We start from the raw sequence: 23,903 nt of genomic DNA, 5'->3' as shown, positions 1-23,903 counted from the left end.
CCGCCCGTCGCTCCACGGAGTGTTTCGAATTCTCACAGTCCATCGGCTGCGCTGGTGGACCCACCAGCCATCCGATGAAGCGCGGTTTCTACACCATCATGTCGGCGCAGTTTTTCAGCTCGCTGGCCGACAATGCCTTGTTCGTGACCGCGGTGGAGCTGCTACGCAGCAGCGGTGCGCCCGAGTGGCAGCGCGCCGCCCTGGTGCCCATGTTCGCGCTGTTCTACGTGGTGCTGGCGCCCTGGGTGGGTGCGTTCTCGGACTCCATGCCCAAGGGGCGGGTGATGTTCATCAGCAATGCCATCAAGGTGGTGGGCTGCCTGATGATGCTGTTCGGCTCGCACCCGCTGCTGGCCTACGCCGTCGTGGGGCTGGGCGCGGCCGCCTATTCGCCGGCCAAGTACGGCATCCTGACCGAACTGCTGCCGGCCTCGCAGCTGGTCAAGGCCAACGGCTGGATCGAGGGGCTGACGATCGCCTCCATCATCCTGGGCGTGCTACTGGGCGGCCAGCTGGTGGCGCCGCACATCTCGGGCGTGCTGCTCGACTTCGACCTGCCGGGCGTGGACCTGGGCATAGACCTGCCGGCCGAGGCCGCCATCCTGGCCCTGGTGCCGGTGTACATGCTGGCGGCCTGGTTCAACCTGCGCATCCCGCTCACGGGCGTGGAGATGCGCCCCATGCCGCGCAACCCGGTCGCGCTGCTGCCCGACTTCTGGACCTGCAACCGGCGCCTGTGGCGCGACCGGCTGGGGCAGATCTCGCTGTCCACCACCACGCTGTTCTGGGGCGTCTCGGGCAACCTGCGCTACATCGTGCTGGCCTGGAGCGCCGCCGCCCTGGGCTACGGCACCACGCAGGCGTCGGCGCTGGTGGGCGTAGTGGCCATAGGCACGGCGGCCGGCGCCGTGCTGGCGTCCATGCGCATGCGCCTGGAGCAGGCCACGCGCGTGATCCCGCTGGGCATCGCCATGGGCCTGCTGGTGATCCTGATGAACGCCATCCACAGCATCTGGCTGGCCGTTCCCTTCCTGATCGTGCTGGGGGGGCTGGGCGGCTTCCTGGTCGTGCCCATGAACGCGCTGCTGCAGCACCGCGGCCACAACCTCATGGGCGCGGGCCGCTCCATCGCGGTGCAGAACTTCAACGAGCAGGCGGCCATCCTGGGCATGGGCGTGCTCTACAGCCTGTTCACCAAGCTGGGGCTGTCGGCCCATGGCGCCATCGCCGCGTTCGGCCTGCTGGTGGCGCTGGTGATGCTGGCCATCCTGCGCTGGCATGTCCACAACGTGCGCCGCTACCCCAAGGAAATGGTGCATCTGCGCAGGATGGCGCGGCGGGACCGCCATTGATACCGTTTTGATAGCTGCCTGCGCTTGACTGAAGCGCGTTAGAGGCTCTTTGCATGCATTCACCGCTTCCCGCGCTGGCCCTGCTGTTCAACGCTTTCGTCTGGGGCCTGTCCTGGTGGCCGTTCCGGCAGATGCAGGGCGCGGGCCTGCACCCGCTGTGGGCCACGGCGCTGATGTACTGCGCCATCCTCGTGGCGATGCTGGCGCTGCGCCCCGGCGTGCTGGCCCAGCTGCGCGCGCACCCGGGCCTATGGCTGCTGGCGCTGAGTTCGGGGCTCAACAACGTGGCCTTCAACTGGGCCATCACCATCGGCGACGTGGTGCGCGTGATCCTGCTGTTCTACTTGATGCCGGCCTGGGCGGTGCTGCTGGCCTGGCGCATCCTGGGCGAGCGGCCCACGGCGCAGGCGCTGGCGCGGCTGCTGATGGCCTTCTGCGGCGTACTGCTGGTGCTGTGGCCCGCCGAGGGCGGCGTGCGGCGCCTGTTCGCCGCGCTGACGGTGGCCGACATGCTGGCGCTGCTGGGCGGCTTCATGTTCGCGCTCACCAACGTCACGGTACGCCGCCTGCACGCCGTGCCGGGGCAGGCGCGCATGTTCGCCATGTTCGGCGGCTGCCTGCTGCTGGCGCTGCTGGTGGCCAACCTGGGTCGGTCCGTGGGCCTGGTGACCGCGTTTCCGCCGCCCGACGCCACCTGGATCACGGTGGCCGCGCTGCTGTCGCTGCTGCTGATGGCGGGCAACTGGGCCCTGCAGTTCGGCGCGGCGCGCCTGGCGGCAGGCACGACGGCGGTGATCATGCTGTCGGAGGTAGTGTTCGCCAGCGGCTCGTCGGTGCTGCTGGGCGCGTCCCGGCTCACGGCCGGCACGCTGGCCGGCGGCGCGCTGATCCTGCTGGCCGCCACCTGGTCGGCCTGGCGGCCGCGCGCTCGCGGATGACGCTCACCGCCCGCACGGCGGCGGCAAGGGGCGCGGCAGCGGGGATGCGCCGCAGGGCTACGGCGCCTCGCCCGGCGCGGCGGCCTGCGCCGCGGGCGCCCGCAGCCTGCGCGCCCGCGCCAGGGACTGCGTGACCACGCGCCGGTCCATGCCGTACATGTCGGCGAACTGCTCGGGCGTGGCGCCGCTGGCCTCGAAGGCGCGCAGCAGGGCCTCGGCCTTGGCGCCCTGCTCGGCGACCTCGGCAAAGGCCTCGTCGAGCAGGGCGTTGGCCTTTTCGTCGCGGCCGCGCACCAGCGCGTCGTAGGCCTCGCGCGTGAGGCCCGAGGCCTCGAAGGCCTGGGCAATGCGGCGGCGCAGCTTGAGGGCGAGGTCCTCGCCATCGCGCGGCTTGCGGCGGCGGAACACCTCCAGCAGCGCGTGGTGCACATGCTCGGGCGCCATGTCCTCCACGGGCTGGCCCTGCAGGTCGTGGCGCCTGAGTCCCTGGGCCACGGCGTTCAGATAGCGCGTGGAGCGCGTGTGGATGGACAGCGCGAGCTTGAGCGCGTCCTTGTCGATGGCTTCGCCATGCGCGGCCATCAGGTCGTGGAAGATGCCGCGCTTGAGCGGCAGGCACTGCATGCCGAACAGGTGCGGGTACCAGCCGGCCAGTTGCTCCAGCAGCGGGTGCGTGCGGCGCGGCGCGGGCGCCGTGCCGGCGGCCTGTCCCTCCTGGCCCGCCGCACCGGCCGGCGGGTTCTGCTCGCGGCGGGCACCGGAGCGACGGCGCCCGCCACGGCGGCGCTCGCGCGGCGCGGCGTCATTGCCCGCGGCCTCCACGGCAGCGACGGGCGCGGCGGGCTGGACGGGTTGCGCGGCTTCGGCGGAGGGCTGGAGTGCGTTCACGGAATCGTTCATGGCTCAAGGGCGCGCGGCATGGCCCTGCGGGGCCCGTCCGGCGCGGCGGTCAAAACCCGTCATCATGCCAGCAATGCCTCGTCGAGCAGCTCCACCCAGTGCCTGACGGGAATCTCCGTTCCGCTTTGCAGGTGCGTGATGCAGCCCATGTTGGCCGACAGGATGGCCGCGGGCGGTTCGTCCGCGAAGGCCGCGCCCAGCACGCCCAGCTTGCGGTCGCGCAGCTGGTAGGAGAGCTCCGGGTTGAGCACGGAATAGGTGCCGGCCGCGCCGCAGCACAGGTGCGACTCGGTACGGGCCACGCGCAGCGTGAAGCCCAGCGCCGCCATGTGCCGCTCCACGCCGCCGCGCAGCTTCTGGCCGTGCTGCAGGGTGCACGGCGGGTGGTAGGCGAAGGCCCGGCCGGCGGGCCGCACGCGGTCCTTGAGCAGCGGCACCAGGTCGGGCAGCAGCTCGGACAGGTCGCGCGTCAAAGCGCTCACGCGCGCCGCCTTCTCGGCGTACTGCGGGTCCAGGCGCAGGATGTGGCCGTATTCCTTCACGGTGACGCCGCAGCCCGAAGCGTTCATGACGATGCATTCCACCGCGCCGCGCTCGATGTAGGGCCACCAGGCGTCGATGTTCGCGCGCATCTGCGCGCGGCCGCCGTCCTGGTCGTTCAGGTGGAACTTCACGGCGCCGCAGCAGCCGGCCTCGGGCGCCACCAGGGTCTGGATGCCCGCGGCGTCGAGCACGCGCGCCGTGGCGGCGTTGATGTTGGGCGCCATGGCGGGCTGCACGCAGCCCTGCAGCAGCAGCACCTTGCGCGCGTGGCTGGCGGCGGGCCAGCGGCCGGCCTGCTGGCGCGGCGGCACCTTGGCGCGCAAGCGCCCGGGCAGCAGGCCGCGCACGGCCTGGCCGAGCTTCATGGCGGGCGCGAACAGCGGCGAGGGCAGCCCCTCCTTGAGCGCCCAGCGCACCGCGGCCTCGCCGCGCGGGCGGGGCACCTTTTCCTCGACGATGCGCCGGCCTATGTCCACCAGGTGGCCGTACTGCACGCCGCTGGGGCAGGTGCTCTCGCAGTTGCGGCAGGTCAGGCAGCGGTCCAGGTGCAGCTGGGTCTTGCGCGTGGGCTCCTGGCCTTCCAGCACCTGCTTGATGAGGTAGATGCGCCCGCGCGGGCCGTCGAGCTCGTCGCCCAGCAGCTGGTAGGTGGGGCAGGTGGCGGTGCAAAAGCCGCAGTGCACGCATTTGCGCAGGATGGCCTCGGCCTCCTGGCCTTCGGGCGTGCCCTGGTATTCGGGAGCGAGTTGGGTCTGCATGTCGATGCTTTCTTCGTGGTGGCGCGAGGGTTCGGTTCACTGGCCGCGGGAAGAGCGCCTGCGCCACGCCAGCCCCAGGCGGTCGAAGTCGGCCGCCAGCGGCGGCAGCGACAGCACCAGCAGCACGGTGGCCAGCGGCACCACCCAGATGAAGCCCACGTACTTGAAGCCGGCCGCCCCCACCACGCCGCCAGCCATGAACATGGACAGCAGGCTGGCGAACAGGCGCAGCCGCTTGTGGTTGACGTGCACCTGCTCGTGCGCCGGCCTGCCGCCGCGGTTCCAGTACAGGGCCTTGCCCAGCTCGATGCCGATGTCGGTGCAAATGCCGGTCATGTGCGTGGTGCGGATCTCGGCCGACGACATCTTGGTGATGACGGCGTTCTGCAGCCCCATGAGGTAGGCCAGCAGCAGCACCGTGAGCGGCACCGCGAAAGGCGTGCGCCATGTGAGCGTGATGGCGCCCATCAGGCCGAACAGCAGCATGAGCACGGCCTCCAGCAGCAGCGGCAGCGCGAAGGTGCTGCGCAGGTGCTGGTGGCGCGCCCAGTTGACCATGATGGCGGTGCTGCCCGCCCCCGACATGAAGGCCCACAGCGTGCCCAGCGCGCCCAGCACCAGCGCCATGTTGCCCAGCACCAGGTTGTCGCCCACGGTGGAGACGATGCCCGTCATGTGCGAGGTGTACATGCCCACCACCAGGAATCCCCCGGCATTGATGCCGCCCGCGTTGAAGGCCAGCAGCAGGCCCAGCGTGCGGTTGGCGACCGGGGTGCGGTACCGCCCCGTCAGGTGGCGCAGCAGGCGCATGGCTAGACGAGCCTGCCGGGGTTGAGGATGCCGGCCGGGTCGAACGCCTGCCTGAGCCGCTGGTGCACCGCGGCCAGCGCCCCGTCATTGGCATCGAAAAGGCCTGCTGCGCCCGCCCCATCAGCGCCAGCAGCTACAAAACAAGAAGCACTGCCGCCCACCTGCCGGGCCAGCGCCCGCAGTTCGTCGCCATGCCGCGCCGGCGCCTGCACCCAGCGCAGGCCGCCATGCCATTCGACCAGCGGCGGCGCCACGCCCGCGGGCAGCGCCAGCACCGGCGCCGTCTGCGGCACCGACAGGCGCCACAGCGCATGATCGGCCGCGCGCGCCGTGAACCAGGGCAGGCGCTGGTCGCGGCAGGCCTGCCAGTCGGCGGGAACCGTGGGCGCATCCTGCGGCGCGCCGCCCATGCTGCGGCACGCCGCCTGCACGGCGGCGCGCGCGCCGCGCAGGCGCACGTAGAGCCGGCCCGCGCCACCGCCATCCTGCACCCAGCAGCTGGCGTTCAGCGGCAGCGGCTGGCCGCCCCAGGCGTGCAGGCGCGCAAGCGCCTCGGCCTGGCCGCAGTCGAAGCGCAGCGTGGCCTCGGCCGGCGGCACGGGCAGCACCTTGAGGCTGACCTCGGTGATGATGCCCAGCTGCCCCCAGCTGCCCGCCATGAGGCGCGAGACGTCGTAGCCGGCCACGTTCTTCATCACCTGGCCGCCGAAGCGCAGCAGTTCGCCTTTGCCGTTGATGATCTCCACGCCCAGCACGTAGTCGCGCACCGCGCCCACGCTGGCGCGCGCCGGGCCCGACAGGCCGGCCGCCACCATGCCGCCCACGGTACCGCCGGGGGCGAAGCGCGGCGGCTCGAACGGCAGGCTCTGGCCATGCTGGGCAAGCAGCGCCTCCAGCTCCGCCAGCGGCGTGCCGGCCAGGGCCGTCACCACCAGCTCGCTGGGCTCGTAGCTGACGATGCCCGCGAGCGGCCGCATGTCCAGCGGCTCGCCCGCATGGGCCGGCGCGCCGGGGCCATGGAAGTCCTTGGTGCCGCCGCCGCGGATGCGCAGCAGGGCACGGCGGTCTGCGCTGTCGCGCACGCGGTCGATGATCTGGCGAAGGGCTGCTTCCATGCCGGCGATGGTACTGCCGCACCCCGGAACGCAGGCCCCCGCGGGTTTGATTTTTTTGAACGCGCGGCGTGAATCAGGCTGGCGTCCACTGGAACACCAGCGCGTCCACCGCCACCACGCCCTGCCCCTCGGGCAGGACGAGCAGCGGATTGACCTCGGCCTCGGCGATGCCCAGTTCCGGCTTGAGCGCCAGCTGCGAGAGCGCGCTCACCGTGCGCGCCAGAGCCTCCAGGTCGCCGCGCGCCTTGCCGCGCAGGCCCGTCAGGGGCTTCAAGGCATTGACCTCGGCGACCATCTCGCGCGCCGTCTCCACCGTCACCGGGGCGAGGCGGATGCTGCGATCCTTGGCGACCTCGGCCCAGATACCGCCCGCAGCGAGCATGACGATGGGGCCGGCGTCGGGATCGACGCGGTAGCCCACGAGCACCTCGGACAAGCCCTTTTGCATGGGCTGCACCAGTACCTCGTCGCACGCGGCCTTCGGTGCGCGCTCGTCGAGGTTGCGGCGCAGCGTGGCCAGTGCCGCCGCCAGTTCCTCGTCGCTGCCGATGTTCAGCAGCACGCCGCCGACCTCGGTCTTGTGCGGGATCTCGGCCGAGCAGACCTTGGCGACCACCGGGTAGGCGAAGGGCAGCGGCGCGGGCGCCTCGCCGAAGCAGCGCAAGGCCACGGGCGCATGCGGCACGCCGAGTTCATGGAGCACGCCGTAGGCCTCGGCCTCGCTCAAGGTGCGCGCGGGACCGGGCGCGGGCAGCACGGGCTCGGGCCCCGGCCGGCGGCGCGCGAGCACGGCGGCGATGGCGTCGCCGCAGGCCTCGGGCGTGCGGAAGCAGGGCACGCCAGCAGCGGTGAGCGCGGCCAGCGCCTCGGGCGCGTCGGGCACCAGCATGGCGGCGAGCGGCTTGGGGCCGCCCGCGCATTCGACGATGGGTTTGACGGCCAGCTGCGGCTGAAAGCGCGCGGACGAGCCCACCACGGCCAGCACGAGGTCGAACTCGGGCGCGGTGAGCAGGATGTCCAGCGTGGCCTTCATGGTCTCGTACTTGGTGCCCGCAAGCGTCATGTCGAGCACGCGGCCCGGCGTGCAGGGCAGGCCGGCCTGCTCCAGCCGCTTCAGGGTGTCGGCCGAAGGCGGCTCCACGACCACGCCGCGGATGCCGAGCTGCTCCACCGCCATGGCCGCGCCGCCGCCCGTGGTGGTGACCACGCCGACGCGCTTGGGCGCACTCTCCAGCGGAATGCGCCGCGCGAGCGGGAAGGTTTCGAGCAGCGCTTCGAGCACGCCCACGCGGGCGACGCCCATGTCTTTCAGGAATGCCTCGGCGATGTCGTCCTCGCCCGCGATGGCACCCGTGTGCGTGGTGGCCATCTCGGCCGCCGCCGCCGAGCGGCCGAGCTTGTAGGCGATCACGGGCTTGCCCCTGGCATGCGCCGCGCGCGCGAAGGCGCGCAGCTCGGGGCCGTGGCGCAGGCTCTCGAGAAACAGCAGGTAGCCCTCGATGGCCGGGTCATCGAGCGTGGCGGCGCAGATCTCGCCCACGTTCAAGTCCACCTCGCTGCCCACCGACACCAGCCCCGCGAAGCCCACGCCGCGCGCCTTGCCGCGCGAGACCAGCGCGCCGATCATGCTGCCGCTGTGCGATGCGACGAACACCTTGCCGGGCGGCAGGTCGGGCTCGGCGAAGGCCGCGTTGGCCGTAAGCACCAGCCCCGTGCGCGGGTTGACCACGCCCAGGCTGCTGGGGCCGAGGATGCGGATGCCCGTCTCCTTGGCGATCCGGCGCAGCTCGCCCTCGCGCGCCGCGCCTTCGGCGCCGGATTCGGAGAAGCCGCTCGCGAGGATGGTGACCACCTTCACGCCCAGGGCCGCACATTCGCGCACGGCCGGGATCACGGTCTCGGTCGGCGTGAGCACGAAGACCTGGTCGGGCACCTCGGGCAGGCTCTGCAGGCTGGGCCAGGCCTTCAGGCCCTGGATCTCGTCGCGCCGCGGGTTGATGGGATAGATGCGGCCCGCGAAGCCCGTGCGCTTGAGGAACTGCACGGGCCGCCCGCCCATCTTGTCCACGTCGTCGGAGGCGCCGTAGAGCGCGACGCTGGCCGGATGCAGCAGCGCCTGGGCGAGCCGTTTGTCGTTGTCTGGTGTCATTGCATGTCGATCTTGATGGCCTTGAACTGCTCGGCCCAGTGCGCCACCTCGCGCTGGATGTCGGCGCGGAATTCCTCGGGGCTGTTGCCGATCACGATGGCGCCCTGCGATTCAAGCTTGGTGCGGGTCTCGGGCATCTGCAGCGCCTCGACGGCGGCGGCGTGGAGCTTCTTCACGATGGCCTCGGGCGTGCCCGCGGGTGCCAGCAGGCCGTTCCACGAGTCAGAGATCATCGCAGGGTAGCCCGCCTCGGCGAACGTGGGCACGTTCGGCAGGCCCGAGAGGCGCTGCGGCCCCGCGACGGCCAGGGGCTTCACCTTGCCCGCCTGCAGGTGCGGCATGGCGCCGGTGGCGGTCATGAAGGCCAGGTCCACGTGGCCCGCGATCAGGTCGGTCATCACGTTGCTCGCGCCCTTGTAGGGGATGTGCGTGAGCTTGACGCCCGCCAGGCGCTGGAACAGCTCCGTCGCCATGTGCTGCGAGCCGCCCAGGCCCGTGGTGCCGTAGGTGAACTTGCCGGGCTCCTTCTTCGCGGCGGCCACGAACTCCTTGACGCTGCTCACGCCCCAGTCGGTCCGCACGGCGAGCACACCGGGCGCGGACGAGAGCTTGGAGATAGGGACGAAGCTCTTGACGGCATCGAACTTCAGGTTCTTGTAGACATGGCTGTTCATCGTGAGCGGCGCGGCGGCCACGAGCAGCGTGTAGCCGTCGGGCGCGGCGGCGGCCACGGCTTCGGACGCGATGTTGGAGCCCGCGCCCGCGCGGTTGTCCACCACGAAGGGCTGGCCCAGCTTCGTCTGCAGGTGCGCGGCGACCAGGCGTGCGACCGCGTCCGTGGGGCCGCCCGCGGAATAGCCTACGATGATGCGCACGGGCTTGGCGGGATAGGCGGCATCGGCCGCGGCGGGCACGGCGATGCTCCATGCGCAGGCCGCGAGCGCGGCCAGGGAAAGAAGGCTGCGTTTCATGTTCGTCTCCTCGTGTGTTCTCGTCAGCCCTTGCCGGGCCGTTGCGGAAAAGTGCGGCCGAACACGCCCTCGGCGATGCGGTTCTTCAATATCTCGATGGAGCCGCCCGCGATCATCCAGCCGCGCGTGCGGCGCACGCAGTACTCCACCAGGCATTCCTGGCTGAAGCCCGTGCCGCCCATGACCTGCAGGGCCTCGTTGGAAACCTCCCAGCCCGCGAGGTTGCAGGCCAGCTTGGCCATGGCCGTGCTCTGCGCGCTGGGCAGGCCGTGCTCGCCCTCCATCGCGGCGCGGTAGAGCATGAGCTGGGCCTGCTCCAGCTTCATCGCCATCTCGGCGAACTTCCACTGGATGCCCTGGAACTCGCACAGCTCGCGCCCGAACTGCTTGCGCGTGAGCGCATGCTCTCGCGCCGTGTTGAACGCATGGCGGCCGAGGGCCAGCGCGCGCGCGGAGTTGCCCAGGCGCTCCACGTTGAAGCCCGAAATCTGCTTCTTGAACCCGCCCGGCCCCAGCAGCACGTTGGCCGCCGGGATGCGGCATTCGTCGAAATACAGCTGCGACCAGCGCTCGCCGTTCATGAACGACGAGGGCTCGCCCACCTGGAAGCCCGGCGTGCCGCGCTCCACGAGCACCGAGCCGATGCCGCCCACGCCGGGGCCGAAGCGCACGTAGACGAGGAACAGGTCGGCCTCGGGGCTGTGGGTGGAGAACACCTTGCTGCCGTTGATGACGTACCCGTCGCCCTCCTGGCGCGCGCTGGTCTTGAGCTCTGTGACGGCCGAGCCCGCGTCGGGCTCGCTCATGCCCAGCGAGATCAGCTTGCGGCCCGCGAGCAGGTCGGGCAGGAAGCGCTGCTTCTGTTCAGGCGTAGCGTATTCGACGAAGGTGCGGATGGGGCCGAAGTTGCCCGCCTGCACGATGTCGGCGCTCTTGGGGCAGACCAGCGCGACCTGCTCGATGGCGAGCACCGCGTGCATCAACGTGCCGCCCTGGCCGTGGTCTTCCTCGGGGAAGGCGATGCCCAGCAGGCCCTGCTCGGCCAGCAGGGCGGCCGTCTCCCAGGGGTAGTGGGGCGAATGCGCGCGCGCGAGCGCGCCGTCCTTGAGCTTGTCCTGGGCAAAGCGCGCCACCGAATCGGCGAATGCCTGGTGTTCTTCGCTGAGTGTGAAATCCATGCGTGTTCCTGGGTAATGTTCGGTCGGCATGGATCGTGCCCAGGCCTCCGCCGCTTGAGAACTTCGCGTTGCGTCGCCTGCCCCAACAAATACTCATGCCAGCACCACATCTGCGAAGTTCACAGCGGCGCGCGCTCGCGCGACCATCCACACCATGCCAACCCAAGACACCACCGCCGCGCAGCGCTTCGCCGCGTTCGCCGCATCCCTGAACGACGCGCCGCTGACGCCCGAAGTCATCCACCACGCCAAGCGCGCCATCGTCGACTGGTATGCCGCGCTGCTGCCCGGCGCCGTGGAGTCCCCGCCCACGCTGCTGTAGCGCGCGCTGGCCGACGACCTGGACCGCGGCGGCGCGCGCCTGGCCCTGGGCCGCGCGGCCACGGTGCGCGCGGCGGCGCTCATCAACGGCACGGCCGCGCACACGGTGGAGGTGGACGACATCTACCGCGAGGCCATCTACCACCCCGGCGCGCCCACCATCGCCGCCGCGCTCGCACTCGCACAGGCGCGGCGGGCCACGGGGCTGCAGATGATCCGCGCGGTGGTCGCGGGCTACGAGGTTTCCACGCGCATCGGCGCCGCACTGGGGCGCGCGCACTACCGCCACTGGCACAACACGGGCACCGTGGGCACTTTCGGCGCCGTGTCGGCCGCGGCCACGCTGCTGGGGCTGGATGCCGGCCGCCACGCGCATGCGCTGTGCACGGGCGCTACTTTCGCGGCAGGCCTGCAGCAGGCGTTCCGCATGGATTCCATGTCCAAGCCCCTGCACGCGGGCCACGCGGCCGAGGCCGGCGTGCTGGCCGCGCTGGCTGCCGAGCAGGGCGTGACCGGCTCGCTCGACGTGCTCGACGGCGAGGCGGGCCTGGGCCGCGCCATGAGCGACGGGCCCGACTGGCAACAGGCCACGGCCACGCTGGGGCAGGACTTCCACATCACGCGCATGACGTTCAAGAACCACGCCTGCTGCGGCCACACCTTCGCGCCCATCGACGGCGCGCTGGAGCTGCGCTCGCGCATGGGCGTGCACTGGCAGGACCTGCAGGCCGTGGAGGTCGCCACCTACGCCCCCGCGCTCGCCGTGGCGGGCAACCCCGATCCGCGCACCGCCGCCGAGGCGCGCTTTTCCATCCCCTTCGTGGTGGCGACGGCGCTGATCCACGGCAGCGTGCGCCTGTCGGCCTTCACGCCCGAACGGCTCGCGGATGCCGACATCCGCGCGCTCATGGCACGCATTCACCTGGCCGTCGATCCCGAGCTCGATGCGCGCTTTCCGGGCCAGCGCGCCGCACGCGTGGGCTTTGCCACGGCGGACGGCCGCCAGGGTAAATACCTGCAACCCACGCGCAAGGGCGATCCGGAGCAGCCCTTGAGCGACGCGGAGCTCTCGGACAAGTTCATGGAACTGGCCGCACCGGTGGTGGGCGAAGCGCGCGCCCGCGCGCTGCTCGGCCACCTGTGGGCGCTGGACACGCGCGAGCACCTGCTGGACCTCTGACGGTGCGTAGCACCCTCTCCAAGCTCCTCACACTGCTGCTGGCCTGGGCGGCGGCCGAGGGCTGCCGCCGCCTGCGCATGCCCGTCCCATGGATGCTGGGCCCGCTGCTCGCCACGGCGCTGGCCACGATGGCCGGCCAGCCCACGCGCAGCAGCCTGCGGCTGCGCAACTGCGGGCAATGGGTGATGGGCGCGTCGCTGGGCCTGTACTTCACGCCGCCCGTCGTGGCGCAGCTTATCGGCCTGTGGTGGGCCGTGCTCGCGGCCGTGGCCTGGGCGCTGGCGCTGGGCGCGGCCTACGGGCGCTGGCTGTACCGCTCCTGCGCGGGGCGGCTGCGCGGCGTGAGCGACGCGGCGCTGCGCCCCTCGGCCTACTTCGCTGGCGCCATCGGCGCGGCGTCGGAGATGACGCTGCTGGCCGAGCGCGAGGGCGCGCGCACCGACCTCGTGGCCGCATCGCACAGCCTGCGCATGCTGATCGTGGTGCTGGTCATGCCCTTCGGCATGCTGCTGGCCAAGGCCTGGTGGAACCTGGAGACGGTGGACCTCGTCCCGCCGGCCAGCGCGCCCTTCGCGGCGGCGGGCCTCGCGTGGCTGGCGCTGTTCACGGGCGCCGGGGGCCTGGCCCTGCAGCTCGGGCGCCTGCCCAACCCGTGGTTCCTCGGCCCGCTGCTGGTGGCCATAGGGCTGTCGGCCACGGGCACGGCGCCCTCGGGCGTGCCCACGCCGCTGTCGAACGCGGCGCAACTCGTCATCGGCGTGAGCCTGGGCGTGCGCTTCAGCCCGCTGTTCCTGCACACTGCGCCGCGCTGGCTCGCGCAGGTGGCGCTGGGCACGCTGGGCCTGCTGGCGGCCTGCGCCGCGTTCGGCCTGCTGCTGGCCTGGGCCACGGGCCTGCACGCGGCCACCGCCATCCTGGGCACGGCGCCCGGGGGCATGACGGAGATGTCCATCACCGCCAAGGTGCTGCAGCTGGGCGTGCCCGTGGTCACTGCGCTGCAGGTGACGCGGCTGGTGGCGGTGCTGGTGCTCGTGCGGCCGGCGTACCGGCTCTGGGCGCGGCAGCCATGACCAAAGCTCATTCCTGCGCACCAAATTGTCGGTTGTCCCGGCGGGAGGGCTATGGGAGATTCCTTTCAGGAGACATACAGCCATGCACACCACCAACGACGACTGGCTGGCCCACCAGGGCCGCTGGGTCAACGTGACCTTCCTGCTCAGGAAAGGCGACGCCGAATACCTCGTCACCCTGCGCGACGGACGCGTGCAGCGCATCGCGCCCGGCCCGCACGTGATGCCGTGCTGGACCTTCGCGCTCGTCGCGAGCGACGACGCGTGGGAGCGCTTCTGGGCCGCCGAGCCGCAGCCGCGCTTCCACGACCTGATGGCCATGGTGCGCTTCAAGGCGCTGCGCATCGAGGGCGACATGACGGTGTTCATGCGCAACCTGCTGTATTTCAAGGCACTCGTGAAGCAGCTCGGAGGACACATCCATGCGCGTTGAAAAAGAAGCCGCGACCGGCGGCTACGTGAACTTCGATATCGCGGGCCGCATGTGCCGCGTGTATTACGAAACCGCCGGCAGCGGCCAGCCCCTGCTGTGCCTGCACACGGCGGGCAGCGACACGCGCCAGTACCGCGCGCTGCTCAACTCGCCCGAGCTGACCGCGAACCACCAGGTGATCTGCTTCGACATGCCGTGGCACGGCAAGTCGTCCCCGCCCGAGGGCTGGCACACCGAGGAATACCGCCTGACCAGCGCGCTCTACGTGCAGACCATCCTGGCCTTCATGGACGCGATGCAGGTCGAGCGCCCCATCGCCATGGGCTGCTCCATCGGCGGGCGCGTGGTGCTGCACCTGGCGCTGCAATGCCCCGAGCGCTTCAAGGCGCTGATCGGCCTGCAGTCGGGCGCGCACGTCAACCCCTACTACGACTTGGACTGGCTGCACCGCCCCGACGTGCACGGCGGCGAGGTCTGCGCGGGCATCGTCTCCGGCCTCGTCGGCCCCGGTGCGCCCGAGCGCGACCGCTGGGAGACGCTGTGGCACTACATGCAAGGCGGCCCCGGCGTGTTCAAGGGCGACCTGCACTTCTACACGGGCGAGGGCGACCTGCGCGGGCGCGTGCAGCGCATAGACACCGCGCGCTGCCCGCTCTACCTGCTCACGGGCGAATACGACTATTCGTGCACGCCGGAGGACAGCGAAGACCTCGCGCGCCTGATCCCCGGCGCGCAGCTCCAGATCATGCCGGGCCTGGGCCACTTCCCGATGAGCGAGGCGCCGCAGGAGTTCCTGCGGCACCTGCTGCCCGTGCTGCAACGCATTCACACCAACGAAGGAAATACATGAAAGCCGGATTCATCGGCCTGGGCCGCATGGGCTTCGCCCTGGCCTCCCACCTGCTGCGTAACGGCGTGCAGCTCGCGGTGCACGACATCCAGAGCGCGCCCGTGGACAAGCTCGTGGCCCTGGGCGCATCGCGCGCGGCCAGCGTGCAGGCGCTGGCCGCCGGCGCGGACGTGGTGTTCACCATGCTGCCCGGCCCGAAGCAGTCGCGCGAGGTGATCCTGGGCAAGGGCGGCGTGCTGGCCGGGCTGCGCAGGGGCGGCTGCCTCGTCGAGCTCAGCACCATCGACACCGACACGGTGGACGCGCTGGCCGCTGCCGCCGAGAAGCAGGGCGTGCGCTTCGCCGACGCGCCCGTGGGGCGCCTGGCAGCGCACGCCGACCGGGGCGAGTCGCTGTTCATGCTGGGCGCCCACGATGCCGACCGCGGCGCGCTGGAGCCGCTGCTGCTCAAGATGGGCACCACGGTGCTGCACTGCGGCGCGCCGGGCAGCGGCACGCGCATGAAGCTCATCAACAACCTCATGGTGCTGTGCTACTGCCAGCTCAACTCCGAGGCGCTGGTGCTCGCCGGCGCGCTGGGGCTGGACGCGCGCAAGACCTTCGATGTGCTCACGGGCACCACGGCATCCAACGGGCAGCTCAAGGAGAAGTGGCCCGTGAAGGTGCTCGCGGGCGACCTCACGCCGGGGTTCGACATCGCGCTGGGCTTCAAGGACCTGACACTCGCCTGCCAGGCCGCGCAGTCGGCGGGCGTGTCGCTGCCCATGGGCAACCTCGCGCGCAGCCTGTTCCAGCTTGCGCGGCACGCGGGCAAGGACGGGCAGGACACCTCGTGCATGACCGATTTCTGGGCCGAGTCCAACGGACAGCCCCCAGTCCGGCTGTGAACATCCCCCTGAGCGGCTTCGCCGCTTCCCCCTTCTCTCGGCTTCGCCGGGAAGGGGGACGCCGCCCGTGCGGCGGGGCGGCCCTTGCACGGCGGCCCTCGCCTGGGTAGCGCCAGTTTCATGCGGCAACTGATATCAATTTTCCAAGGAGACAAACCACCATGACCTTCACCCCCACCAAGGCCGCCCTCGGCGCCGCGCTGCTCGCCGCCTCGATGCTCGCGCCCGCGCAGGACAAGGGCGCGCGCATCTCGGACGGCATCGTGTTGATTTCCACGCAAAGCTGACCCACCATTTCCATCGAATCTTGACCCACCCTGGTTCGTGAGCTTCACGCTCACGTTGTGGATAAGTTCTTGGTCGCCTTCTCCTTCTTGGTGGTCTGTGGTGGTTGCTGTGCGGAGCTATTCTTGAACCGGTAGCTGTCATTGCCGGTCTCAAGAATATGGCAGTGATGCGTGAGCCGGTCCAGCAGCGCCGTGGTCATCTTGGCATCTCCGAACACATTGGCCCACTCGCTAAAGCTCAGGTTGGTGGTGATCACGACGCTCGTGCGCTCGTACAGCTTGGACAGCAGGTGGAACAGCAAGGCTCCTCCTGACGTGCTGAATGGCAGGTAGCCCAGTTCATCCAGGATCACCAGATCGGCATAGGCTAGGCGGTGCGCGATCTGCCCCGGCTTGCCCTGGGCCTTCTCCTCTTCCAGTGCATTGACCAGCTCCACCGTGGAGAAGAACCGCACCCTGCGGTGATGGTGCTCAATGGCTTGCACCCCGAGGGCTGTGGCGATGTGGGTCTTGCCCGTACCCGGTCCACCCACCAGCACCACGTTGTTGGCGTTCTCCAAGAATTCGCAGCGGTGCAACTGGCGTACCAATGCCTCGTTCACCTCGCTGTGGCTGAAGTCAAACCCAGCCAGGTCCCGGTACGCAGGGAACCTGGCCACCTTGAGTTGGTAGGCCACAGAGCGCACCTCCCGCTCGGCGGTCTCGGCCTTGAGCAGTTGGGACAGGATGGGCTGCGCTGCGTCGAAGGCCGGCGCACCTTGCTCAGCCAGTTCCGCAACCGCCTGGGCCATGCCGTGCATCTTGAGCTCGCGCAGCATGATCACGATGGAAGCGATGGCAGGGTCATGACGCATAGCGCACCTCCCTCAATTGGTCATAGCGCAGCACGTTGGCCTGGGGTTCCACAGACAGCTTGAGGGCCTGGGGCGAGGTGACCGGTGCTGGGGCGGGCTTACCGTCCAGCAGGCGGTGCAGCACGTTCAGGATGTGGGTCTTGCTGGCAGCCCCTGACTCCAGTGCCAACTCCACTGCAGCGAGCACAGCTTGTTCATCGTGGTGCAGCACCAGAGCCAGAACCTCCACCATCTCTCGGTCGCCGCCTGGCTGCTTCAAGAGGGCGGCCTGCAGGCGCTTGAAGGCTGCTGGCAGTTCCAGGAATGGAGCACCATTGCGCAAGGCCCCGGGCTTGCGCTGCAGCACTGCCAGGTAGTGGCGCCAGTCGTACACGGTCTGTCCCGCACCATGGTGGTTACGCTCGATCAGGCGCTGATGCTCGCACACGATCTGGCCTTCGGCGGCGACCACCAGGCGATCGGCGTAGACCCGCAGGCTCACCGGCCGATTGGCATAAGGCGCCGGCACGCTGTAGCGGTTGCGCTCGAAGTGGACGAGGCAGGTGGGTGAGACGCGTTTGGTGTGCTCCACAAAGCCATCGAAGGGCCGGGGCATTGGCATCAAGTCGTTCTTCTCCTCGGTCCAGATGTCCGCGACGGTGCCCGGCAGCTTGCCGTGCTCGATCTCGTGCCACAGCGCCACGCAGCGCTCTTCAAGCCATGCATTGAGATCGGGCAGGCTTGGGAATGGCGGCACTACCTGCCACAGGCGATGGCGGGCATCGCGCACGTTCTTCTCCACCTGGCCCTTCTCCCAGCCCGAAGCAGGATTGCAGAACTCGGCCTCGAACAGGAAGTGGCTGACCATGGCCGCAAAGCGCGCATTGACGTCGCGCTCCTTGCCACGGCGCACCCGGTCTACGGCGGTGCGCATGTTGTCGTAGATGCCACGGCGGGGCACACCGCCCAGGACTGCGAATGCATGGTTGTGGGCATCGAACAGCATCTCGTGCGTTTGCAGCGGATAGGCGCGCAGGTAGAACGCTCGGCTGTGGCTGAGCTTGAAGTGGGCTACCTGCAGCTTGGTGCGCACGCCGGCGAGAACAGCCCAGTCCTCGCTCCAGTCGAACTGGAAGGCCTCACCTGAACCGCCCCGGCTTTCAAGGAGGCCGATTGGTTTAAGTTGACACCTCTGTCGAGGTGTCGCTGACGGCGAGTTGCCTCCAGTAGTTTGCCTCAGCTTCTGCCGGAGGGATGCCCCCAATCGGCGTGAGCAGTCGGACGTGATTGAACCAGTGCACCCACTGCAGGGTGGCCAGCTCCACGGATTCCCTGGTCTTCCAGGGTCCCCGGCGGTGAATCAGCTCGGCCTTGTACAGCCCGTTGATGGTCTCGGCCAGTGCGTTGTCGTAGCTGTCACCCCGGCTGCCCACTGATGGCTGGATACCCGCCTGGTCCAAGCGTTCGGTGTAGCGTATGGAAACGTATTGACTGCCCCTGTCGGAATGGTGCGTCAAGGCATGGGCGTGCTGGCTGGCGGTCATACAGCGCCTGCTCCAGCGCATCCAGCACGAAGTCCGTTTGCATGCTGCGGCTGACCCGCCAGCCCACGATGCGCCGGGCGTACACGTCCACCACGAAGGCCACGTACAACCAGCCCTGCCAGGTGGAGACGTAGGTGAAGTCCGACACCCACAGCTCGTTGGGCCGGCTGGCCTTGAATTGCCGGTTGACGTGGTCCAGCGGGCACGGTGCCGATGTGTCCGGCGTGGTGGTGCGCACTGTCTTGCCACGGCGTGCTCCTTGCAAGCCCATGGCACGCATCAGGCGCTCGACCGTGCAGCGCGCCACTGCGATGCCCTCGCGGTTCATCTGCAGCCAGACCTTATCGGCCCCGTAGACCTGCCAGTTGGCGTGCCACACGCGCTGGATGTCGGCTTTCAAACCCTCGTCACGCTGGACGCGTTGACTGCGCAGTTGCGGGTTGCGTTGCCGGGCTGCGTGGCGCCAGTAACACGACGGGGCCATCTGCAGCACCCGGCAGATGGGCTCGACCCCGTAGTCATCACGGTGGCGGTCGATGTAGTTCTTCAAGACTTCAATCGGCGGTCGAGCTCCGCCTGCGCGAAAAACGCGCTGGCCGTCTTCAGGATGTCGTTGGCCCGGCGCAGCTCTTTGACCTCACGCTCCAGTTCCTTGATGCGCTGGGCGTCTGCCGTGGTGGTGCCGGGGCGCTGGCCGCTGTCGACCTCGGCCTTCTTGACCCAGTCATTCAAGGTCTGCGGCACGCAGCCAATCTTGGGCGCAATCGATTCAATGGCTGCCCACAGCGACGGGTAGTCGGCTCGGTGCTCCTGCACCATGCGAACGGCGCGCTCGCGGACTTCCGGGGAGAACTTCGGTGACTTGTTCATGGCTCCATCTTCTCAAGAGTTGGTGCCTCCTCGAAATCCGGGGCTGTTCAGGATGTCGCCCGGCATCAAGCTGAGTTCGTCGTAAAGTTTGGAGGCCTATTTACCGACTCTGAACTAGCCGAGATGAGGGCGGCCTGGCACAAATACTTTGTCAAAGAACGGCAGGGTGTTCTGAGAAATGGCCAGCTATGGGCCTGCCTCACTCGAAACTTGATTCTCGACGACTGTGGGGTTGAGTACTTCTTCTCCTTGTATGGCGGAGAAGCCATCTCGATGCCCTTTGACAACCACCCATCGATTACCCCAAAGCTTGCGAGCATCGGCAAACCGGTGGTCGTAGAGGTCGCGGTGCCCGGCAATGCCTTACGTGCCTGCCACCCTATGTCGACCACGATACTGAGCCGCTACCACCAAACTGTTCGCGAAGACGCACACCTTTTCGAGGCAGAGGCGATGTGGCGCACACCTGTTGCGCCTGAGCATGTCTTATCAGTTACCCCGCTGGACTCCTTCTTGGCACAAGGACTCGGCGCCGCGGGTCGGTAGTTCTGTCGGCACCGGCGACATCCGCACGAGGGTGCCGGTAATTTTCTTTTGCATCCGCAGAAAAACAACCTAAGTTGTTGTTTTTAAAAGGAATTGGCCATCAGAGGCATAACACCCGCATCCAGAAAAAAGGCCCGCGCGCGGCGGGCCAAAGTCCTTGGAATAACGGTTGCCCGTTTCGTGTTCAGCGGTGGTACGCCGTCTCGCCGTGCGCGCTGATGTCCAGCCCCTGGCGCTCGGACTCCTCGTCCACGCGCAGGCCCACCAGCAGGTCGGCGATCTTGTACGCGACGACCGACACCACGCCCGACCACACGATGGTGAACAGCACGCTCTTGGTCTGGATCCACACCTGCGCGCCCATGCTGAAGGTCTCGGGCGTGGCCCCGCCCGTGCCGCCCAGACCCTGGGCGGCGAACACGCCGGTCAGGATGGCGCCCACGATGCCGCCCACGCCGTGCACGCCGAAGACGTCGAAGGCGTCGTCCACCCGGAGCATGCGCTTCAAGCCGCCCACGCCCCACAGGCACACCAGGCCGGCGACGAGGCCGATGGCGATGGCGCCCATGGGCCCGACGAAGCCCGCGGCCGGCGTGACGGCCACCAGGCCCGCCACGGCGCCCGACGCGGCGCCCAGCATCGATGCCTTGCCCTTGTGCACCGCCTCGCCCGCGATCCACGACAGCGTGGCGGCGGCAGTGGCCAGCACGGTGTTCACGAAGGCCAGGCCCGCGGCGGCGTTGGCGGCGCCGGCCGAGCCGGCGTTGAAGCCGAACCAGCCAACCCACAGCAGCGACGCACCCACCATGGTCAGCGTGAGCGAGTGCGGCGTGAACGCCTCGCGGCCAAAGCCTATGCGCTTGCCCACCATGTAGGCGCCCACCAGGCCGGCGATGCCGGCGTTGATGTGCACCACGGTGCCGCCCGCGAAGTCCAGCGCGCCGTCCTGCGCCAGCAGGCCGCCGCCCCAGACGATGTGCGCCATGGGCACGTAGCTGAAGGTGAACCACAGCAGCGCGAAGATCAGCACGGCCGAGAAGCGCATGCGCTCGGCGAACGAGCCCACGACCAGCGCCACGGTGATGGCCGCGAACGTGCCCTGGAAGGCGAGGAACACGTACTCGGGTATGGTCGCGAGCGCGCCGAAGGTCTCCGGGCCCACGCCCTGCAGGAAGGCCTTGGACAGGTCGCCCACGAGCCTGCCCTCGCCCGAGAACGCCAGGCTGTAGCCATAGAGCGACCACAGGATGGAGATGAGCGAGAAGACCACGAACACCTGCATCAGCACCGACAGCATGTTCTTGGCGCGGCCCAGGCCGCCGTAGAACAGGGCCAGGCCGGGGATGGTCATCAGGATCACGAGCAGCGTGGAGGTCAGCATCCAGGCGGTGTCGCCGGAATCGACCTTGGGCGCGGGCGCGGCTTCGGGGGCCGTGGCCGGCGCGGCGTCGGGCGCGGGCGCGGCAGCTGCGGCGACGGGCTCGGGTGCGGCGGCGGGCGCCTGCGCCAGCGCGGCGGTGCCGCCGGCCAGCAGGTGAAGGCCCAGCGCCAGGGAGGCAAGCAGTTTTCTCATGTTGGATTCTCCGTGGCTGGGGTCAAAGGGCCTGCCCGCCGGTCTCGCCGGTGCGGATGCGCACGACCTGCTCCAGGTCGGCCACGAAGATCTTGCCGTCGCCGATCTTGCCGGTGCGCGCGGCGCCCTCGATGGCCTCGATGACGCGCTCGGCCAGATCGTCGGCCACGGCGGCCTCGATCTTCACCTTGGGCAGGAAGTCCACGACGTACTCGGCGCCGCGGTACAGCTCGGTGTGGCCCTTCTGGCGGCCGAAGCCCTTCACCTCGGTCACGGTGATGCCCTGCACGCCGACGTCCGACAGCGCCTCGCGCACCTCGTCGAGCTTGAAGGGTTTGATGATGGCGGTGATCATTTTCATGATCGGCTCCTTTGCTGGCTTACAGAGTCTTGGACAGGGTGACGATCAGGCGCGCCTTGTTGGCGTCGCCGAAGAACCCCTTCTTGTTGGCGCCCGCGACGGCTGCGGACAGCGATAGGCCGGCGCCGAAGTCGTAGGCCCCGCCCACGCTGTAATCCACGTAGCTGGGCACGCCCAGGTCGCGGATGTCGCCAGCGAAGCGCGTGTAGCCCACGGCCGCCTTGAGCGTGACGCTGGGCGCCACCTCCCTGGCAAACGCCAGGTTCAGATAGCCCGTGTTGCGACCGCGCAGGCCCGACGTCTTGGCGCCGGCCCAGCCGAAATAGTCCTTGGACACGGTGTGCGAGTACTTGGCCGTGAGCGGCCCCCAGGTGGCCGCGCCGTACAGCTCGGTGGTGTTGCCGGCGGTGTTGCCGGGGTAGATGTAGGCGAGCGCGCCCAGGTCCAGGTCCAGCGCGCCGGCCTTGAAGCGGTAGCCGCCGTACAGGTCGGACTCGATCGAGTTGCCCTGCAGCCAGTCCACGCTGGAATTCCAGTTGCCCAGGTAGAAGCCGCTCTCGCCGAACGTGTAGTCGAAGCCGCCCTGGATGGCCGGGCTCACCGCCTTGATGCGGTGCACGTCCTGGTCCTGGCCGCGGAACTTGTAATTGCTGGTCAGCGCCACGTTGGCCGTCAGCTCGGCGCTCGCCAGCACGGGCATGGCCGCGGCCACCAGGGCCAGGCTCAGGGACTTCAGGGATGCATGGGACATGGTTCCTCCGGGGTTGTGTGTGGAAAGCGGACACAACCCCCAATGCACGGACCGTGCCAGCCACCATGCAGGTACATTTGGCAGCCAGGGCGCGGTCCCGCCGCAGGGCCGTGCACCAGATTGGGGAGGGTTCACGCGATGAGTCTTGCTTTGGTGCAAAGCCGCGCCCTGCTGGGCCTGCAGGCAAGCGCCGTCACCGTGGAGGTGCATCTGGCCAACGGCCTGCCGAGCTTCGCGCTCGTGGGCCTGGCCGACGTGGAGGTGAAGGAGGCGCGCGAGCGCGTGCGCTCGGCCCTGCAGAACGCGGGGCTGGAGTTCCCCACCAACAAGAAGATCACCGTGAACCTGGCGCCGGCCGACCTGCCCAAGGACTCGGGGCGCTACGACCTGCCCATCGCCCTGGGTATCCTGGCCGCCAGCGGGCAGATCGCCGCTGAACGCCTGGCGGGCTGGGAGTTCGCGGGCGAGCTGTCGCTGTCGGGCCTGCTGCGGCCCGTGCGCGGCGCGCTGGCCACCAGCCTGGCGCTGCGCGCCGAGCAGCCGCCCGTGCGCATGGTGCTGCCGCCGGGCAGCGCCGAGGAGGCCGCCCTGGTGCCCGGCGCCGAGATCTACCGCGCGCGCCACCTGCTGGACGTGGTGCGCCAGTTCCTGCCCGCAGCCGCGCCGCCGCAGGAAGACAACGACGGCTGGCAGCGCCTGGCGCCGGCCGCGCCCGCCGTCCACACCAGCAGCCCCGACCTTGCTGACGTGAAGGGCCAGGCCGCCGCCAAGCGCGCACTGGAAATCGCCGCAGCCGGCGGCCATGGGCTGCTGCTCGTGGGCCCTCCGGGCTCGGGCAAATCCATGCTGGCGCAGCGCTTCGCCAGCCTGCTGCCGCCGATGAGCGTGGAGCAGGCGCTGGAGAGCGCGGCCATCGCCAGCCTGGCCGGGCGCTTCACGGGCGCGCAGTGGATGCAGCGCGTCACGGCCAGCCCGCACCACAGCTGCAGCGCCGTCGCACTGGTGGGCGGGGGATCGCCGCCGCGGCCCGGCGAGATCTCGCTGGCGCACGAGGGAGTCCTGTTCCTCGACGAGTTCCCCGAATTCGCACGCAGCGCCCTGGAGGCCCTGCGCGAGCCGCTGGAGACCGGCCTCATCACCATCTCGCGCGCGGCGCAGCGCGCCGAGTTCCCGGCGCGCTTTCAGCTCGTCGCCGCCATGAACCCCTGCCCCTGCGGCTTCGCGGGCTCCGCCCAGCGCGCCTGCCGCTGCACGCCGGACCAGGTGGCGCGCTACCAGGGCAAGCTGAGCGGCCCGTTGCTCGACCGCATAGACCTGCACGTGGAGGTGCCGCACCTGCCCGCCGAGGACCTGCTGAACGCCCCCGCCGGCGAGGCGAGCAGCGCCGTGCGCGAGCGCGTGGCCCGCGCCCACGCGCTGGCCCTGGCGCGCCAGGGCACGCCCAACCAAGCACTGCAAGGCCAGCAGCTCGACCGCATGGCCGCGCTGGACGAGGCCGCAGCGCGCTTCCTGCAGACCGCCGCCGCGCGCATGGGCTGGTCGGCGCGCGGCACGCACCGCGCGCTGAAGGTGGCACGCACCATCGCCGACCTGGCGGCGTCGGAGCAGGTGGGCGTGGCCCATGTGGCCGAGGCGGTACAGTACAGGCGGGTGCTGCGCGGCACGCAGGCCTGACCGCCCAGG

General features: G+C 69.8%; 20 protein-coding genes, 3 pseudogenes and 1 other annotated feature. Of the genes and pseudogenes, 10 read left to right on the top strand and 13 right to left on the bottom strand.

The genetic code is table 11. The annotated features are described in order from the left end of the window. Positions 1-74: 74 nt before the first annotated feature. The gene (gene lplT / locus ALIDE2_RS01165; protein ID WP_013517205.1) at positions 75-1,352 is read left to right on the top strand and encodes a lysophospholipid transporter LplT; all 1,278 of its coding nucleotides are present in this window, start codon (positions 75-77) and stop codon (positions 1,350-1,352) included. 53 nt (positions 1,353-1,405) lie between these two features. Continuing rightward, entirely contained in the window at positions 1,406-2,290 is an 885-nt protein-coding gene (locus ALIDE2_RS01160) for a DMT family transporter (RefSeq protein WP_013721210.1), read from the top strand. Between the two features lie 57 nt (positions 2,291-2,347). Here ALIDE2_RS01160 and ALIDE2_RS01155 read toward each other — a convergent pair whose 3' ends face one another. From ALIDE2_RS01155 to ALIDE2_RS01125, 7 genes are all read right to left on the bottom strand, one after another. Next, positions 2,348-3,190, bottom strand: a complete 843-nt coding sequence (locus tag ALIDE2_RS01155; RefSeq protein WP_013721209.1) for a ProQ/FINO family protein — start codon at positions 3,188-3,190, stop codon at positions 2,348-2,350. Positions 3,191-3,252: 62 nt separating this feature from the next. Continuing rightward, entirely contained in the window at positions 3,253-4,491 is a 1,239-nt protein-coding gene (gene glcF / locus ALIDE2_RS01150; protein WP_013721208.1) for a glycolate oxidase subunit GlcF, read from the bottom strand. A gap of 36 nt (positions 4,492-4,527) precedes the next feature. Further along, positions 4,528-5,301 carry a YoaK family protein gene (locus ALIDE2_RS01145; protein ID WP_013517201.1) on the bottom strand — a complete coding sequence of 258 codons (774 nt, stop codon included), beginning with the start codon at positions 5,299-5,301 and terminating at the stop codon, positions 4,528-4,530. 2 nt (positions 5,302-5,303) lie between these two features. Beyond that, positions 5,304-6,416, bottom strand: a complete 1,113-nt coding sequence (gene glcE, locus ALIDE2_RS01140) for a glycolate oxidase subunit GlcE (protein WP_013721207.1) — start codon at positions 6,414-6,416, stop codon at positions 5,304-5,306. 73 nt (positions 6,417-6,489) lie between these two features. Continuing rightward, positions 6,490-8,565 carry an acetate--CoA ligase family protein gene (locus tag ALIDE2_RS01135; RefSeq protein ID WP_013721206.1) on the bottom strand — a complete coding sequence of 692 codons (2,076 nt, stop codon included), beginning with the start codon at positions 8,563-8,565 and terminating at the stop codon, positions 6,490-6,492. Continuing rightward, the gene (locus ALIDE2_RS01130; protein WP_013721205.1) at positions 8,562-9,536 is read right to left on the bottom strand and encodes a Bug family tripartite tricarboxylate transporter substrate binding protein; all 975 of its coding nucleotides are present in this window, start codon (positions 9,534-9,536) and stop codon (positions 8,562-8,564) included. Before ALIDE2_RS01130 ends, ALIDE2_RS01135 begins: the two co-directional genes overlap by 4 nt. 23 nt (positions 9,537-9,559) lie before the next feature. Next, complete coding sequence (locus ALIDE2_RS01125; protein WP_013517197.1) at positions 9,560-10,714, bottom strand: acyl-CoA dehydrogenase family protein; 1,155 nt, start codon at positions 10,712-10,714, stop codon at positions 9,560-9,562. Between the two features lie 154 nt (positions 10,715-10,868). Between ALIDE2_RS01125 and ALIDE2_RS01120 the strand changes: the two are divergent. From ALIDE2_RS01120 to ALIDE2_RS25610, 6 genes and pseudogenes are all read left to right on the top strand, one after another. Continuing rightward, a pseudogene (locus ALIDE2_RS01120) lies at positions 10,869-12,215 on the top strand (MmgE/PrpD family protein). 2 nt (positions 12,216-12,217) lie between these two features. Continuing rightward, positions 12,218-13,285: an AbrB family transcriptional regulator gene (locus tag ALIDE2_RS01115; protein WP_013517195.1), complete on the top strand. Its 1,068-nt coding sequence runs from the start codon at positions 12,218-12,220 to the stop codon at positions 13,283-13,285. Between the two features lie 82 nt (positions 13,286-13,367). Beyond that, entirely contained in the window at positions 13,368-13,718 is a 351-nt protein-coding gene (locus ALIDE2_RS01110) for a hypothetical protein (protein WP_013517194.1), read from the top strand. Further along, on the top strand, positions 13,708-14,568 hold the full coding sequence (locus ALIDE2_RS01105; protein WP_013517193.1) for an alpha/beta fold hydrolase: 861 nt from the start codon (positions 13,708-13,710) through the stop codon (positions 14,566-14,568). The genes ALIDE2_RS01110 and ALIDE2_RS01105 overlap by 11 nt, the downstream gene beginning before the upstream one ends. Next, complete coding sequence (locus tag ALIDE2_RS01100; RefSeq protein WP_013721204.1) at positions 14,565-15,455, top strand: NAD(P)-dependent oxidoreductase; 891 nt, start codon at positions 14,565-14,567, stop codon at positions 15,453-15,455. The genes ALIDE2_RS01105 and ALIDE2_RS01100 overlap by 4 nt, the downstream gene beginning before the upstream one ends. Before the next feature lie 161 nt (positions 15,456-15,616). Further along, positions 15,617-15,742, top strand: coding sequence for a hypothetical protein (locus ALIDE2_RS25610; RefSeq protein WP_013721203.1), 126 nt, complete (start codon positions 15,617-15,619; stop codon positions 15,740-15,742). Positions 15,743-15,792: 50 nt separating this feature from the next. Here ALIDE2_RS25610 and istB read toward each other — a convergent pair whose 3' ends face one another. The 3 genes and pseudogenes from istB to ALIDE2_RS01085 all read right to left on the bottom strand — a co-directional run bounded on the left by istB (position 15,793) and on the right by ALIDE2_RS01085 (position 18,989). Next, positions 15,793-16,596 (bottom strand): IS21-like element ISThsp10 family helper ATPase IstB, encoded by an 804-nt coding sequence (gene istB / locus ALIDE2_RS01095; RefSeq protein WP_005800888.1) that lies wholly within the window; start codon positions 16,594-16,596, stop codon positions 15,793-15,795. Beyond that, positions 16,586-17,719: pseudogene (istA, locus tag ALIDE2_RS01090) on the bottom strand (IS21 family transposase); the annotation flags it as partial. The gene istB and the pseudogene istA, both read right to left, overlap by 11 nt. Positions 17,720-17,753: 34 nt before the next feature. Next, positions 17,754-18,989, bottom strand: a pseudogene (locus tag ALIDE2_RS01085) (IS3 family transposase). Continuing rightward, positions 18,595-18,711: a sequence feature (AL1L pseudoknot), on the bottom strand. Its footprint overlaps the pseudogene before it by 117 nt. 210 nt (positions 18,990-19,199) lie before the next feature. Between ALIDE2_RS01085 and ALIDE2_RS24900 the strand changes: the two are divergent. Next, positions 19,200-19,535 carry a hypothetical protein gene (locus tag ALIDE2_RS24900; RefSeq protein WP_148262953.1) on the top strand — a complete coding sequence of 112 codons (336 nt, stop codon included), beginning with the start codon at positions 19,200-19,202 and terminating at the stop codon, positions 19,533-19,535. Between the two features lie 184 nt (positions 19,536-19,719). Here the strand turns inward: ALIDE2_RS24900 and ALIDE2_RS01075 are convergent, their stop codons facing one another. From ALIDE2_RS01075 to ALIDE2_RS01065, 3 genes are read right to left on the bottom strand one after another with little or no spacing between them, the layout of a single operon-like run. Then, a complete protein-coding gene (locus ALIDE2_RS01075; protein WP_013517185.1) occupies positions 19,720-21,108 on the bottom strand; it encodes an ammonium transporter in 1,389 nt (462 codons plus the stop codon). A gap of 22 nt (positions 21,109-21,130) precedes the next feature. Beyond that, positions 21,131-21,469 carry a P-II family nitrogen regulator gene (glnK, locus tag ALIDE2_RS01070; protein ID WP_013517184.1) on the bottom strand — a complete coding sequence of 113 codons (339 nt, stop codon included), beginning with the start codon at positions 21,467-21,469 and terminating at the stop codon, positions 21,131-21,133. A 19-nt stretch (positions 21,470-21,488) separates the two neighbouring features. Next, positions 21,489-22,220 carry a TorF family putative porin gene (locus ALIDE2_RS01065; protein WP_013517183.1) on the bottom strand — a complete coding sequence of 244 codons (732 nt, stop codon included), beginning with the start codon at positions 22,218-22,220 and terminating at the stop codon, positions 21,489-21,491. Positions 22,221-22,358: 138 nt separating this feature from the next. Between ALIDE2_RS01065 and ALIDE2_RS01060 the strand changes: the two genes are divergently transcribed. After that, the gene (locus ALIDE2_RS01060; protein ID WP_013721202.1) at positions 22,359-23,894 is read left to right on the top strand and encodes a YifB family Mg chelatase-like AAA ATPase; all 1,536 of its coding nucleotides are present in this window, start codon (positions 22,359-22,361) and stop codon (positions 23,892-23,894) included. Positions 23,895-23,903 lie beyond the last annotated feature (9 nt).

This window comes from Alicycliphilus denitrificans K601 (assembly GCF_000204645.1).
Lineage (GTDB): Bacteria > Pseudomonadota > Gammaproteobacteria > Burkholderiales > Burkholderiaceae_C > Alicycliphilus > Alicycliphilus denitrificans.
This window is presented reverse-complemented; position numbering and strand designations above follow the sequence as displayed.